Genomic DNA, 13,409 nt, shown 5'->3' on the forward strand with positions numbered 1-13,409 from the left:
TCCAAACCGCAGCGGGACAGTGGCGGCTGGCATATCGCGGCCCCATAAGCCATCTCCCACCCGGGAGCTGATATCAGCCAAATTCGACCGCAAAGCGTGAACGATTCCAGGACTCTCGGCGACTAAAACGGACCATGCCGTGGGGCAGCCCCTGCCCCGCGGCACTCTTTTCGTTTAGGTTACGCCCCTCGTTGTTCATCAGGAGCCCTTTGCCATGTCGACCGGCTGGATCGTTCTCGGCGTCATTGTCGTCCTCGCCCTTTTCGCGCTTACTGCCTACAACCGACTGGTCGCTCTCAGCCAGCGGGTGGGCCAGGCGTTCGCCGACATCGACGTGCAGCTCAAGCAGCGCCATGACCTGATCCCGAACCTGGTCGAAACCGTCAAGGGTTATGCCAGCCACGAGCGCGGCACGCTCGAAGAGGTGGTGAAGGCGCGCAACAGCGCGATTTCGGCGCAGGGGCCCGCGCAGGTGTCCGCCGCCGAAAACCAGCTCTCCGGCGCGCTCGGCCGCCTGATCGCGCTGTCGGAGGCCTATCCGGACCTCAAGGCCAACGCCAACTTCCAGCAGTTGCAGACCGAACTGTCGGATATCGAGAACAAGCTCGCCGCCAGCCGCCGCTTCTTCAACAACGCGGTCCAGGAATACAACACCGGCATCCAGCAGATGCCCGCCGCGCTGTTCGCGGGCATGCTCGGCTTCACCCGCAAGGACTTCTTCGATCTCGGCGAGAGCCGCGCGCAACTCGATCAGGCTCCCAGTGTGAAGTTCTGATCCAGCTTCCAGATCACCGCAGAGCAGCTGACCATGGCCGCATACGGTCTCTACACGCACATCGCATCGAACAAGGCCCGTTCGCTGCTGCTGCTCGGCGGCCTGTTCCTGCTGATCTATGTGATGGTGTTCGCTGGCGCCTTGATCGCCGAGGTGATGAGCAATTCCCGCGGCACGGTGGACTATTACCTCGCCGCAGCCGGCCACGACATGATCAAGGCGATCCCGCTGGCCACCATCGGTTCCGCGCTGTGGATCGTGATCGCCTATTTTTTCCACCAGAAGATCATCGACGCCGTCACCGGCGGCCACGACGTCACCCGGCAGGAGCAGCCTCGGCTCTATAATCTTCTGGAGAACCTCTGCATCTCGCGCGGCATCCCGATGCCGAAGCTGAAGATCGTGGAGAGCGATGCGCTGAATGCATTCGCCACCGGCCTCAACCCACGGCAGTACGCCATCACCGTGACCTCCGGACTGCTGCGCTCCCTCAACGACCAGGAAGTCGAGGCCGTGCTCGGCCATGAGCTGACCCATATCCGCAACGGCGACGTGCAGCTGATGGTGGTGGCGGTGATCATCGCCGGCGTGGTCGGGTTTTTCTCCGAACTGTTCTTCCGGATCTTCTTCAATTCCGGCTTCCGGTTCGGCGGCGGGTCCTCCCGTTCGTCATCGTCATCCGATGGTGACCGCAAGGGCGGCGGCGGTGGCGCCATTGTGGTCATCATTCTGGCCGTCGCGCTGATCGCCGTGGCGTGGGGGCTGTCGCTGGTGGTGCGCTTTGCACTGTCGCGCTCACGCGAGTTCCTCGCCGACGCAGGCTCCGTGGAGCTGACCAAAAATCCCGATGCCATGATCTCGGCGCTGCGCAAGATCGAGAACCGCGGCGAGCTGCCGGGCGCGACCTCGGCGGTGATGGAAATGTGCCTCGATAATCCGCGCGAGGGCTTCGCCGACCTGTTCGCCACCCACCCCTCCGTCAACGCACGGGTCCAGGCACTGGTTCGTTATGCCGGCGGGCACGATCCCGGACCGCTGGCGCTGCCGGACCCGGAGACCGGCGACGATCCGGCCAGGGAGCGCCCGCTCCCGCCGCCCGCGCCATCCCCCTCTGCTCCTCCCGCAGGCTCCCCTTCAGGACCATGGAGCCCGTCCGGCCAGCCGGCAAACACCCCCGCTGCTCCCTGGAACAAGCCCGCCGGACCCTGGGGATAGGCCTGATCGGCCGGGAACCAGCTGCCTCGCACCGCGCTATACTCATTAACGAATCTCGCGCTATGACCCTGCTCTTGCGGTGGGGAATTGAATTCTCCCTTGTTTCTGCCATGGTCCCGCCCGATGCAGGTGGGGACTTGCGCGAAAGCGTGGGGCGCGGACGCGCTGATTTGGGTACGGATTGGGGACTTAAGGGGATCTCATGGCAAAACCGGCAGTGATCGTGGTGGGTGCGGACAAGGGCGGGGTCGGCAAGACCACCGTGTCGCGCGCGGTTCTCGACTATTTCAACGCCAACAACGTTCCGACCCGCGCCTTCGACACCGAATCGCCGCGCGGCACCCTGAAGCGTTTCCATCCGGACATCACCGAAATCGTCGACATGACGACGACCTCGGACCAGATGAAGATCTTCGATACCCTCAATGCCGGCACCTCGGTGACCGTGATCGACGTCCGCGCAGGCCTGCTGTCGCCGGCATTGGCCTCGCTGCGCGACATCGGTTTCCTTGACGCCGCCAAGTCCGGCCAGATCACCTTCGCGGTGTTCCACATCCTGGGACCGTCGATCGCCTCACTGGACGAAATCGCGGAAACCGCGAACTTCATGAGCGGCGCCAAGTATTTTCTGGTGAAGAACTTCATCAACAATACGAGCTTCTTCGAGTGGGACCAGGCCACCTACAATTCCTACTTCCACCGCATCAAGGACGCGACCGAGCTCACCATCCCGAAGCTGAACGAAATGGCCTATGAGCAGGTCGAAGTCGCCTCGGTGCCGTTCCTGAAGTTCGTCGCCAACAAGGGCCACAACGACGAAACCGCCAATTATTCCTTCGTACTGCGCGGCTATGTCCGGCACTGGCTGGGCAATGTCTGGGGCGAGTTCGACCGCATCAAGCTGACCGACATCGTCGGCGGCGAGAAGGCGACGGCCCGCACCAAGAGCGCCGAGTAAACCGGCCCAAGAGCCTACCAAAGACCGATCCAGGCTCCGATCTCTGCGGCCCACGGGCCGCAATTCCTTGATCTGGGAGCACCTGCGCGTCATGCTGCGCATGGCGCGATATTGCCGTGACGTCTAGTGTCTCGAATCCGAAGTTCGCATCACTCAACCGCGCCTTCGGAGCGAACTTCGGATTCGAAAAGGACACTAGTAACTTTATGATTCTAGTGTGCTTTATGAATGCGAAGTTCGTGAAAGCATCTGCCGCGAAACTGCACGAACTTCGCATTCAGCACACTAGTTTTTCGCCCAGTTTTCCGCCTCATGAGCCGCACGCCCGTTTTCATCGTCTGCTCGACCCGCCCGTTTGTCGGGAAGACTTTGCTGTCGCGGCTGTTGTGCGAGTTCCTGCTGCTGCAGCGGCACGATGTAGTCGGCTTCGACCTCAACCTGAAGGAACCCTCGCTGGTCGACTTCCTGCCGGAGGTGACTGAAACAGCCGATGTCATGGACACCTACGGCAAGATCCAGCTGATGGAGCGGCTGATCGTCAATGACGGCATCGGCAAGGTGGTCGACCTCGGCTTCCATGCCTACGACGAATTCTTCAAGATGATCGAGGAAATCGGCTTCTTCAAGGAGGCCACCCGCCGCGGCGTCGACCCGATCGTGATGTTCATCGCCGATTCCGACCGCATGTCGGGGGCGAGTTTCGCACGGCTGCGGCGAACCTTCGCGACCTTCCCGATCGTTCCCGTCGACAACGAACAGGTGCTGCAGGGCGAGCCGCCCGCGTCCTATGACGGCCTCGCCACGCTGCGCATCCGCGCACTGCCGCCGTTCCTGAAGACCTACACCGAGCGGCGCAGTTTCTCGTTCACCGGCTTCCTGCGCCAGGACACCGACCAGTCGTCGGAGCTCAATCAGTGGATCCGCAGGAATTATCTCGCATTTCGCGAGATCGAATTGAATTTGTACAGGTACAGTGGGTGAGCGCCGGCGCACATTCGTCAAGCCGATTCTTCGATTGACCTTCACACGCGCGATGCAACCCAGCACAGGACGAAGACGCAGCAATGTTCATTGTGTTTCATCAATTGCCGCTCCCGCTCATGTTCGTCGTCGTCCTGCTCATCAGCCTCACGATCTGCTGGCTGATCATCGGCGCGGTTCGCACCGCCGCCCGCTTCGCCGGATACGACCCGACCGAAATGCTGCCGATCCGCGATTCGATCATCGGCGCCTGCACCACCATCTTCGCCCTCATCATCGCCTTCTCCGCCGCCGGGATCTGGAATGACGCGCTCAACGCACGCAACACCGTCCAGCGTGAAGCAGATGCCCTGGAGAATGTCGCCGTTCTCACCGCCGGCCTTCCCGCCGATGTGCAGAGCACGATCCGCAACGACATCCGGGCCTACGCCAGCAGTGTCATCACGATCGACTGGCCCGAGATGGCGAAAGGCGGAACCATCGATAATCCGGTCTTTGACCAGTCTGAGAAGATCCTCATCGGCATGATCGAGCTGCTCTCCAGCAAGCAGGCATCGCTGGCCCAGCTGGCGACATTTACGCCGCTCCTGAACCAGCTCCTGGAGGTCCGCCATGCCCGCCTCGCTCGCCTTGCGGCTGCGGACGCCGGCATCAGCTGGGCACAGTGGATCGCAATGTTCATCATTTCAACGGTCGCGCTGACGGCGATCGCCATCTGCAACACGCATTCGCGGCGCATGCAGGTAACGGCAACCCATCTCTATGTGCTGGTGGCGTCCGCCGCCTACTTCGTCATCCTGGCGCATGACCGTCCCTTCATCGGCACGGTATCCGTCAAGCCGCTGGCGTTCCAGAGCTTGATCAAGCCATAGCGGCGGCGAACATCATCGGCGCCGTAGCCCGGATGAGCGAAGCGACATCCGGGAATTCCGATCGATGTATTCGTCCCGGGTATCGCTGACGCTCACCCGGGCTACGAAGCCGCGATTATGTATTCGACCTCAATGCCCGTCGAACGTCATCAGCGTGCGCACCGGCACGTTCATGGCGCGCAATTTGTCGGCTCCGCCGAGGTCGGGAAGATCGATGATGAAACAGGCTGCCACCACCTCGGCGCCGATCTGGCGCATCAGCTTCACCGCGCCCTCCGCGGTGCCGCCGGTCGCAATCAGGTCGTCGATCAGGATCACGCGTTCACCGGGATGGATGGCGTCGGCGTGCACCTCCATCTCGTCGAGGCCATATTCCAGCGAATAAGCGATCCGCACCGTGGTGTGCGGCAGCTTGCCTTTCTTGCGGATCGGCACGAAGCCGGCGGAGAGTTGATGCGCCACCGCGCCGCCGAGGATGAAGCCCCGCGCCTCGATGCCGGCGACCTTGTCGACCTTGGAGCCGGCCCAGGGCTGCACCAGTTCGTCGACGGCGCGACGAAACGAGCGTGCATCGCCGAGCAGGGTCGTGATATCGCGAAACATGACGCCGGGCTTGGGATAGTCCGGGATGGTGCGAACAACCGATTTCAAATCGCTCATACGGATCAATCGCCTTTCAATGCGGCTCTCGCGCAGTGCCAAGCCGGAATGCATTTTCAACAATACGAAGTCCGACCTCGCCGCCCAGCGACATCAGCGATTCCGGGTGGAACTGGACGCCACCGATCGGCAGCGTCTTGTGCTCGATCGCCATCGCTACGCCGTCCTCGGTGGTTGCAGTCACCTCGAGCACGTCGGGCATGCCGTCGCGCTCCACATACAGCGAATGATAGCGGCCGATCACGATCTCGTTCGGCAGGTTCTTCATCAGGGTGCCGCCGCGCACCTGGATGCGCGAGGGCCGGCCATGGGCAGGCTGGGCGAGCTGGCCAAGCTGGCCGCCGAAATATTCGCCGATCGCCTGCACACCGAGGCAGACGCCGAACACCGGCATCTTTTTCTCAATTGCCGCGGCAAGCGTCCTGGCGATGCCGAAGTCCTCGGGACGTCCCGGCCCCGGCGACAGCACCAAGAGGTCATAGGCCTGCTTCTCGATCGTCTCCAGCGCATGATTGTGCCTGACGACGCGGACCTCGGCCCCGACCTGGCGGAAATAATCCGCCAGCATGTGCACGAAGGAATCCTCGTGATCGATCAGCAGCACCTTCTTGCCGGAGCCGGATGCGTCCGGCGACAGCGCCGACAATGGCTTCGGCGGATCGCCGCGCAGCGCCTGGAACAGCGCCGCCGCCTTGGTCTGGCATTCCTTCTCCTCGGCCACAGGATCGCTGTCGAACAGCAGCGTGGCACCGACCCGCACTTCGGCGAGGCCATCCTTCATGCGGATGGTGCGGATGGTGATGCCGGTGTTGATGCCGCCGTCGAACGAGACGCCGCCGATCGCGCCCGCATACCAGCGGCGCGACGAGCGCTCATTGTCCTCGACGAACTGCATCGCCCACAGTTTCGGCGCACCAGTCACCGTCACCGCCCAGGCATGGGTCAGGAACGCGTCCAGTGAATCGAAGCCGGGCCGCAGGATGCCTTCGACATGATCGACGGTGTGAAACAGTTTCGAATAGGTCTCGATCTGCCGCCGCGCCAGCACCTTGATGGTGCCGGGCACGCAGACGCGCGCCTTGTCGTTACGATCGACGTCGGTGCACATGTTGAGCTCGAACTCGTCCTTCTCCGAGTTCAGCAGCTGGCGGATCTGCTCGGCATCGCCGATGGCATCGACTCCGCGCGCAATGGTGCCGGAAATCGGACAGGTTTCGACACGGCGGCCATCGGAGCGCACGAACATCTCCGGCGACGCCGCCACCAGGAATTCGCCGTCGCCGAGATTCATCAGTGCGCCATAGGGCGACGGATTGATCTTGCACAGACGCTGGAACACTTCGGCCGGCGAGCGTTCGCAGGGTTCGCCGAACAATTGTCCCGGCACTGCCTCGAACAGGTCGCCTCGCGCGAACGCCTCGCGCGCCTTCTGCACGGTGGCCTGATAGACGCCCGGCGCATGATCGGCAAAGCCCTGCCGCGGCGTCTTCGCATACACGCTCTCCGGCGTGTCACGGTCGAGCCCGTCGGTCGATTTGTCCTTCCAGGTGAACTCGTAGGACAGGGTGACGCCACGCCCGGTGGCGCGGTCGTAGGCCAGGAGCTGGTCGGGAATATAGAGCACGATGTCGCGCTGGTCGGCCTCGCGTGCGCGCTTCTGCACCAGGTCTTCCATCTGGAACACCAGGTCGTAGGCGAAGGCGCCGAACAGGCCATGCAGCGGATCGGCCGCATGGCTCATGGCGGCAATAATGGCGCGCACCAGCGACATGATGCTGGCGCGGCGGGTGCGCTGGTCTTCGTCGACCGGGGCATCGCCACGCACGATATGACCGGCAAGCCGGGTGGCGCTACGCTCAGTGATCGCGGCACAGGGCTCGCTCAATGTGTCGGCAAGAAACGCAATCAGCACCCGGCCCCGGGCGTTGAGCGCATGGAGCAGGAAATCGACGCCGGTGGCCTCCAGCCGCAGCGGTGGATTGGCAAAGCCGAGATCGAAGCTCTCATAGCGTCCCGGCACCGTGGTGCCCGACGACAGCACAACGCCGCGCCGGCGATCGAGCAACTCGATCAGTCCGTCCAGCGCCGCGCCACCGGTGAATTGCGCCACGGTGCGCGTCACGGCGAGGCCGCTGGCGGTCCGGTAGGCCTCCTGCGGTGGAAGCGAGAAAACGGTTCTGTTCATGGGGTCCTCTTAGGTCCTTTTAAAGAAGCATGATCTTTTCGGAAAACCGGGATCCACTTTTCCGGATCATGCTCTGTGGAAGGGCGCGCCATGCAGAACAAACGAACAAAAGGCCGTCGCACTGCGATGACGGCCTGAACGATGGGTGAGAGACTGAGATAGATCGCACCGGCCACCTTTTAGAAGGTGGGCCACCAAAGACGGGATGGGCTGATCACGGTGTTCATGGCCAGCAAATCATCATGCCGCGGTCAGGCCGTCAAGGGGCGCCACCCGGAAAACGGGCAGGAACGGCCCCGCTCCCGGGGGCGTGAGCCCGTTTTGCGGCCTCATTGTGGGTCAGCGTCTTTCGCCTTGCTGAACACCGTCAGGCGCAGGTCCCCGACACCTTCTTCGATCGGACTCCAGCCCAATCGCTCATAGTAGGACCGGCGGACCTCGGCGGCACACAAATAGAGCCGCTCCCAGCCGAGCTCGAACCCCTTGGCGGCAGCTGCACCGACCAGAGCCGCCCCCACCCGGCGGCCGCGATGATCCGGCTCGACCCACGCCGCCGCAACCCAGGGCGTGTAGTTCGGGCGCTCGTCAATGTCGGACGCGATCAACGACACCGTCCCGACGAAGACATCGTCCTCATGGGCGACCAGCGCCAGCGGAATCGGCTGCGGTTCGAGATTTTCGCGCAGCCGCGCGACGATAGTGTCGCGCGACACGCCATGCCGCTTCCACCACGCAGTCCAGATCCGATCGGCGACGGTGTCGAAGAAGTCCGGCCGCTCGCGCAGGTCGGAGATCGAGAAATCCACGCGCGCCGCCTCCCCGGTTTCGCTAACCCAGATGGGTCTTGAAGAAATCCGCCGCACGGCCCCACGCAAGCTCGGCCGCCTCGCGATCATGCACCGCCACGCGCTGTTCGTTGACGAACGCGTGCTCGGCATCATAGCGGAAGAACTCCGCCTTTTTGCCGGCGGCGTTGAGGCCCTGCTCGAAGGCATCGACCACCTGCGGGGTGCACCAGTCGTCCTTGTTGGCGAAGTGGCCCTGCAGCGGCACCTTCACGTCGGCGGGCTTCGCCGCCTGCTCCGGCGGAATGCCGTAGAAACAGACCGCTGCACTGAGCTCGGGGATGCGCGCCGAACCGATGATGGTCACCGCACCGCCAAGGCAGAAGCCGGTCAGCCCGACCTTGGCGCCGTTGCGCTTGAGATACTGCACGGCGCCGCGCACGGTCTGCTCGGTGGCGTCCATGAAGTTCAGCGAGCCCATTTCCTTGTTGGCTGCTTCCATGTCGTGATAGGGCACCAGCACGCCATTGTAGAGATCGGGCGCCAGCGCATCGAAGCCGGCCAGCGCGAAACGGTCCGTCAGTCCCTTGATGTTCTCGGACAGGCCCCACCATTCCTGGATGACAACCACGCCGGGCGCATTGCCGCGCGACGCATTGGCGAGATAGCCCTTCGCTTCTTTGCCGTCGGGGCGCTTGAATGTGATGGATGTTCCCATGTGTTCCTCCAGAACTTTTCGGACAGGACGTTTCGGACGCGAGCGGGCCGCAGCATGCCGCCGAGATACGCGTTGTGCAATCGCCGAGTAGGCTCGCTGCATCACATGGCGATGACAGCAGCCCTGTTCGTTAGACGATTGCGGGACATGAAACCGAACATGAAAAAGGGCTCCGCAAGGGAGCCCTTTCCGAAAAACGATCCGACCGAGGTCAGTGTGCGTTGGCCCAGACCCGCCGCTTGGTGAAGTAGAGCAATACGGACAGCACCAGCAGGAAGATCATGACCTGGAAGCCCAGGCGCTTGCGAGCTTCGAGCTTCGGCTCCGCCGTCCACATCAGGAAGGCCGAGACGTCGGTGGCGTACTGCTTCACTGTTGCCGGCGAGCCGTCGTCAAAGGTCACCTGGCCGTCGCTCAGCGGGTTCGGCATGCCGATCGCATGACCCGAGAAAAACTTGTTGTAGTTCGATCCCGCCGGCAGCGTGAAGCCCTTCGGCGCGTCCTCATAGCCCTGCAGCAGGGCGGTGATGTAGTTCGGGCCCTTTTCCTGGAACTGGAGGAACAGGTCGAACACGAACTGCGGGAAGCCGCGCTCGTAGCCACGCGCCTTGGCCATCAGCGACAGGTCCGGCGGTGCTGCGCCGCCATTGGCCGCCCGCGCCGCCTGCTCGTTCGGGAACGGCGCCGGGAAATAGTCCGCCGGGCGACCGGGCCGCTCGAACATCTCGCCCTGGTCGTTCGGACCGTCCTTGACCTTGTATTCGCCGGCAAGGCCGGCGGCCTGCGCTTCCGAATAGCCGGGACCACCGGGGTCGGCGATGTTGCGGAACGCGATGTAGTTCAGCGAATGACAGGCCGCGCAGACTTCCTTGTAGACCTTGAGGCCGCGCTGCAGCTGGGCCTGGTCATACTTGCCGAAGGGACCGGCGAACGACCATTTCAGCGAGGGCGGCGTTGGCTGGCTGTGCGCATCCTCGGCACGCGAGGTGCCGGTGCCGCCGACCAGCAGCAGTCCCGCAAGGCCGAAGATCGCCAGCGCCGAGGCCGCCGTCTTGAGCTTGCCGGCCTTGCCGAGCACGTCGTCGGCGATCGAGTTCGGCAGCGGACGGGCGGTCTCGATGCGGCTGAGCACCGGCAGCAGGATCAGGAAATGGAAGAAGTAATAGGCGGTCAGGATGCGACCGGCGACCACATAGATACCCTCCGGCGGCTGCGCGCCGAGCCAGCCCAGCACCAGGCAGACCACCACGAAGATCCAGAAGAACTGCCGCGACAGCGGCCGATACCGCGACGAACGGGCCTTGGCGCCATCGAGCCAGGGCAGGAACGCCAGCACCAGGATGGCGCTGAACATCGCCACCACGCCGCCGAGCTTGCTCGGGATCGAGCGCAGGATGGCGTAGAACGGCAGGTAGTACCACTCAGGCACGATGTGCGCCGGGGTCACGCCGGGATTGGCGACGATGTAGTTGTCGGGATCGCCGAGGAAGTTCGGCGTGTAGAACAGGAACCAGGCATAGAACAGCAGGAAGCAGGAGATGCCGAAAGCGTCCTTGATGGTCGCATAGGGCGTGAACGGCACCGTGTCCTTCTCGGTCTGCGGCTCGACGCCGGCCGGATTGTTCTGGCCCGCCACGTGCAACGCCCAGATGTGCAGCACGACGACACCGGCAATCACGAACGGCAGCAGGTAGTGCAGCGAGAAGAAGCGGTTCAGGGTCGGATTGCCGACCGCGTAGCCGCCCCACAGCAGCGTGACGATGCTCTCGCCAACATAGGGTATGGCGGAAAACAGGTTGGTGATGACGGTGGCGCCCCAGAAGCTCATCTGGCCCCACGGCAGCACGTAGCCCATGAAGCCGGTCGCCATCATGAGGAGATAGATGATGACACCGAGGATCCAGAGGATTTCGCGCGGCTCCTTGTACGACCCGTAATACAGGCCGCGGAACATGTGGATGTAGACTGCGATGAAGAACATCGACGCGCCGTTGGAGTGCAGGTAGCGCAGCAGCCAGCCGTAATTGACGTCGCGCATGATGCCTTCGACCGACTTGAAGGCGAGATCGGCATGCGGCGTGTAGTGCATTGCCAGAATGATGCCGGTCAGGATCTGCACGCCGAGCATGAACGAAAGGATGGCGCCGAAGGTCCACCAGTAGTTCAGGTTGCGCGGGGTCGGATAGACAATGAACGACGAGTGGATCAGGCCGCCGATCGGCAGGCGCCGTTCAACCCACTTCAAAACTGCGTTCTGCGGCTGGTAGCTGGATGGTCCGCTCATGATGCGATCCTGAAAAGATGAAGCGAGACAGTCGGCTGAAAGCTGAAAGCGGCTTAGCCGATCTTGATTTTGGTGTCGGCGGTGAAGGCGTAGGGCGGCAGCGGCAGATTGGCCGGCGCCGGCCCCTGGCGGATGCGACCCGAGGAATCATACTGCGAGCCGTGGCAGGGGCAGAAGAAGCCATCGTAATTGCCTTCATGGGCGATCGGGATGCAACCGAGATGGGTGCAGATGCCGATCACGATCAGCCACTGGTCGTGGCCTTCCTTGACCCGCGCCTGGTCGGTCTGCGGATCGGGCAGGCTCGCGACGTTGACCGCGCGCGCCTCTTCGATCTGCTTCTTGGTGCGGTTCATGATGTAGATCGGCTTGCCGCGCCAGAACACCTTGATGGCCTGGCCTTCGGTGATCGGCGACAGGTCGACATCGATGGGCGCGCCGGCCGCAATGGTCGAAGCGTCCGGGTTCATCTGAGAAATCAGGGGCCAGGCGGTTGCGACGGCCCCCACGCCTGCCACCGCACCTGTTGCGATATAGAGAAAGTCGCGGCGGGTAGGCTCCGCCGAAGTCGAGGTCGTCACGATCCCACACCCTTTCTGGTCTGCAGCCGGCGGAACCGCCCCCAGAGACGCTTAAGACCGCGATCCAGGACAGTGACCGGTGCCCGCGGGGCCCCCCACGGTGGCAGAAAAGACCACATCCCCGCAAAGCCGGTTAATACCAGTCGGAACATGCAATCCAGAATCGTTCTATTGGCACCCTTGCCGGGAGAGCGCAAGCCCGCTATCCGCAGACTTGCATGCGATGCACCAAAACCGCCGCCAACCACGGATTTTGTTGCGGTTCTGTCATCGGCAAGAGGCCCCTTCGAGATGCGGATAGCCCTGTTTCAACCCGACATTCCGCAGAACACCGGAACGATTCTGCGGCTGTGCGCATGCCTCGGTGTGGAAGCCCATATCATCGAGCCAGCCGGCTTTCCGGTCAGCGACCGGCACTTCCGCCGGTCCGGTATGGACTACCTCGACCTGGTCACCATCCAGCGCCATACGTCCTGGGGGCATTTCGAGCATTGGCGCCATGCGGCGGGGGCGCGGCTGATCCTGTTTACCACCAAGGGGGCTTTGCCCTATCTCGACTACACCTTCCGCCCGGAGGATATTCTGCTGTTCGGCCGGGAATCGGCCGGTGTGCCCGACGAGGTCGCTGAGGCGGCCGACGAGCGGCTGCTGATCCCGATCGCGCCGGGACTGCGGTCGCTGAACGTGGCGATGGCCGCGGCCATGGCGGTGGGCGAGGCCCTGAGGCAGACCCGGCCGGGCAAAGGAACCTGGACATGAGTTACACGGTCAAGGAGATTTTCCTGACCCTGCAGGGCGAAGGCGCTCAGGTGGGGCGCGTCTCCGTGTTCTGCCGGTTCAGCGGCTGCAACCTGTGGACCGGTCGCGAGCAGGATCGCGTCACCGCAACCTGCCAGTTCTGCGACACTGATTTCGTCGGCACCGACGGCACGCTCGGCGGCCGCTACGCCACAGCCGACGATCTGGCCGACGTGATCGCGTCGACCTGGGCGGGACCGCCTGAGAACCGCTATGTGGTGCTGACAGGCGGCGAGCCGATGCTGCAGATCGACACCGCCTTGATCGACGCCCTGCACGCCCGGCACTTTATCATTGCGGTGGAGACCAACGGCACCATTGCGCCGCCGCCCGGCCTCGACTGGTTGTGCGTCAGCCCGAAGGCCGGTTCCGAACTGCGTATCCGCAAGGGACACGAGCTGAAACTGGTGTATCCACAAACGGAAGCACCTCCGGAGAATTTCGCGGACCTCGATTTCGAGCGCTTCGCCCTGCAGCCGATGGACGGCCCGGACGTCGCGGAAAATACGGCGCGCGCCATCGACTACTGCCTGCGGCATCCGCAATGGCGGCTGAGCGTGCAGACGCACAAGTCGCTCGGCATCAGATAGGGATAAA

At 63.3% G+C, this 13,409-nt stretch carries 13 protein-coding genes; 7 read left to right on the forward strand and 6 right to left on the reverse strand.

Translation table 11 applies throughout. The features are described from left to right. The first annotated feature begins 214 nt into the window (after positions 1-214). The 5 genes from RS897_RS00105 to RS897_RS00125 all read left to right on the forward strand — a co-directional run bounded on the left by RS897_RS00105 (position 215) and on the right by RS897_RS00125 (position 4,801). The gene (locus tag RS897_RS00105) at positions 215-775 is read left to right on the forward strand and encodes a LemA family protein (RefSeq protein ID WP_315834597.1); all 561 of its coding nucleotides are present in this window, start codon (positions 215-217) and stop codon (positions 773-775) included. A gap of 33 nt (positions 776-808) precedes the next feature. Further along, the gene (locus RS897_RS00110; protein WP_315834598.1) at positions 809-1,990 is read left to right on the forward strand and encodes a M48 family metallopeptidase; all 1,182 of its coding nucleotides are present in this window, start codon (positions 809-811) and stop codon (positions 1,988-1,990) included. 202 nt (positions 1,991-2,192) lie between these two features. Continuing rightward, positions 2,193-2,948, forward strand: coding sequence for a P-loop NTPase family protein (locus RS897_RS00115; protein ID WP_315834599.1), 756 nt, complete (start codon positions 2,193-2,195; stop codon positions 2,946-2,948). A gap of 312 nt (positions 2,949-3,260) precedes the next feature. Next, positions 3,261-3,929 carry a hypothetical protein gene (locus RS897_RS00120; RefSeq protein WP_315834600.1) on the forward strand — a complete coding sequence of 223 codons (669 nt, stop codon included), beginning with the start codon at positions 3,261-3,263 and terminating at the stop codon, positions 3,927-3,929. Positions 3,930-4,012: 83 nt separating this feature from the next. Next, complete coding sequence (locus tag RS897_RS00125) at positions 4,013-4,801, forward strand: bestrophin-like domain (RefSeq protein WP_315834601.1); 789 nt, start codon at positions 4,013-4,015, stop codon at positions 4,799-4,801. A gap of 129 nt (positions 4,802-4,930) precedes the next feature. Here RS897_RS00125 and RS897_RS00130 read toward each other — a convergent pair whose 3' ends face one another. From RS897_RS00130 to petA, 6 genes are all read right to left on the reverse strand, one after another. Further along, entirely contained in the window at positions 4,931-5,461 is a 531-nt protein-coding gene (locus RS897_RS00130) for an adenine phosphoribosyltransferase (protein ID WP_315834602.1), read from the reverse strand. Positions 5,462-5,477: 16 nt separating this feature from the next. Continuing rightward, entirely contained in the window at positions 5,478-7,646 is a 2,169-nt protein-coding gene (locus RS897_RS00135) for an anthranilate synthase component I (RefSeq protein ID WP_315834603.1), read from the reverse strand. Positions 7,647-7,975: 329 nt separating this feature from the next. Further along, the gene (locus tag RS897_RS00140; RefSeq protein ID WP_315834604.1) at positions 7,976-8,452 is read right to left on the reverse strand and encodes a GNAT family N-acetyltransferase; all 477 of its coding nucleotides are present in this window, start codon (positions 8,450-8,452) and stop codon (positions 7,976-7,978) included. Positions 8,453-8,474: 22 nt separating this feature from the next. After that, entirely contained in the window at positions 8,475-9,149 is a 675-nt protein-coding gene (locus tag RS897_RS00145) for a dienelactone hydrolase family protein (protein WP_315834605.1), read from the reverse strand. A 211-nt stretch (positions 9,150-9,360) separates the two neighbouring features. Continuing rightward, complete coding sequence (locus RS897_RS00150) at positions 9,361-11,433, reverse strand: cytochrome c1 (RefSeq protein WP_315834606.1); 2,073 nt, start codon at positions 11,431-11,433, stop codon at positions 9,361-9,363. A 53-nt stretch (positions 11,434-11,486) separates the two neighbouring features. Next, the gene (petA, locus tag RS897_RS00155) at positions 11,487-12,014 is read right to left on the reverse strand and encodes a ubiquinol-cytochrome c reductase iron-sulfur subunit (RefSeq protein WP_315834607.1); all 528 of its coding nucleotides are present in this window, start codon (positions 12,012-12,014) and stop codon (positions 11,487-11,489) included. A 291-nt stretch (positions 12,015-12,305) separates the two neighbouring features. On the opposite strand from petA, the gene RS897_RS00160 reads away from it, so the two are divergent. Both RS897_RS00160 and queE read left to right on the forward strand, forming a co-directional pair. Then, positions 12,306-12,773, forward strand: coding sequence for a tRNA (cytidine(34)-2'-O)-methyltransferase (locus RS897_RS00160; protein ID WP_315834608.1), 468 nt, complete (start codon positions 12,306-12,308; stop codon positions 12,771-12,773). Then, a complete protein-coding gene (queE, locus tag RS897_RS00165; protein ID WP_315834609.1) occupies positions 12,770-13,402 on the forward strand; it encodes a 7-carboxy-7-deazaguanine synthase in 633 nt (210 codons plus the stop codon). The genes RS897_RS00160 and queE overlap by 4 nt, the downstream gene beginning before the upstream one ends. Positions 13,403-13,409 lie beyond the last annotated feature (7 nt).

The organism is Bradyrhizobium prioriisuperbiae (assembly GCF_032397745.1).
Classification (GTDB): domain Bacteria; phylum Pseudomonadota; class Alphaproteobacteria; order Rhizobiales; family Xanthobacteraceae; genus Bradyrhizobium_A; species Bradyrhizobium_A prioriisuperbiae.

Bases quoted from the DNA above. Each gene is read 5' to 3' on its own strand.
- RS897_RS00120 (WP_315834600.1), top strand. From the start codon at position 3,261: ATGAGCCGCACGCCCGTTTTCATCGTCTGCTCGACCCGCCCGTTTGTC.
- RS897_RS00150 (WP_315834606.1), bottom strand. From the start codon at position 11,433: ATGAGCGGACCATCCAGCTACCAGCCGCAGAACGCAGTTTTGAAGTGG.
- RS897_RS00130 (WP_315834602.1), bottom strand. From the start codon at position 5,461: ATGAGCGATTTGAAATCGGTTGTTCGCACCATCCCGGACTATCCCAAG.
- RS897_RS00160 (WP_315834608.1), top strand. From the start codon at position 12,306: ATGCGGATAGCCCTGTTTCAACCCGACATTCCGCAGAACACCGGAACG.
- RS897_RS00115 (WP_315834599.1), top strand. From the start codon at position 2,193: ATGGCAAAACCGGCAGTGATCGTGGTGGGTGCGGACAAGGGCGGGGTC.
- RS897_RS00110 (WP_315834598.1), top strand. From the start codon at position 809: ATGGCCGCATACGGTCTCTACACGCACATCGCATCGAACAAGGCCCGT.
- RS897_RS00135 (WP_315834603.1), bottom strand. From the start codon at position 7,646: ATGAACAGAACCGTTTTCTCGCTTCCACCGCAGGAGGCCTACCGGACC.
- RS897_RS00125 (WP_315834601.1), top strand. From the start codon at position 4,013: ATGTTCATTGTGTTTCATCAATTGCCGCTCCCGCTCATGTTCGTCGTC.
- queE (WP_315834609.1), top strand. From the start codon at position 12,770: ATGAGTTACACGGTCAAGGAGATTTTCCTGACCCTGCAGGGCGAAGGC.
- RS897_RS00145 (WP_315834605.1), bottom strand. From the start codon at position 9,149: ATGGGAACATCCATCACATTCAAGCGCCCCGACGGCAAAGAAGCGAAG.
- RS897_RS00105 (WP_315834597.1), top strand. From the start codon at position 215: ATGTCGACCGGCTGGATCGTTCTCGGCGTCATTGTCGTCCTCGCCCTT.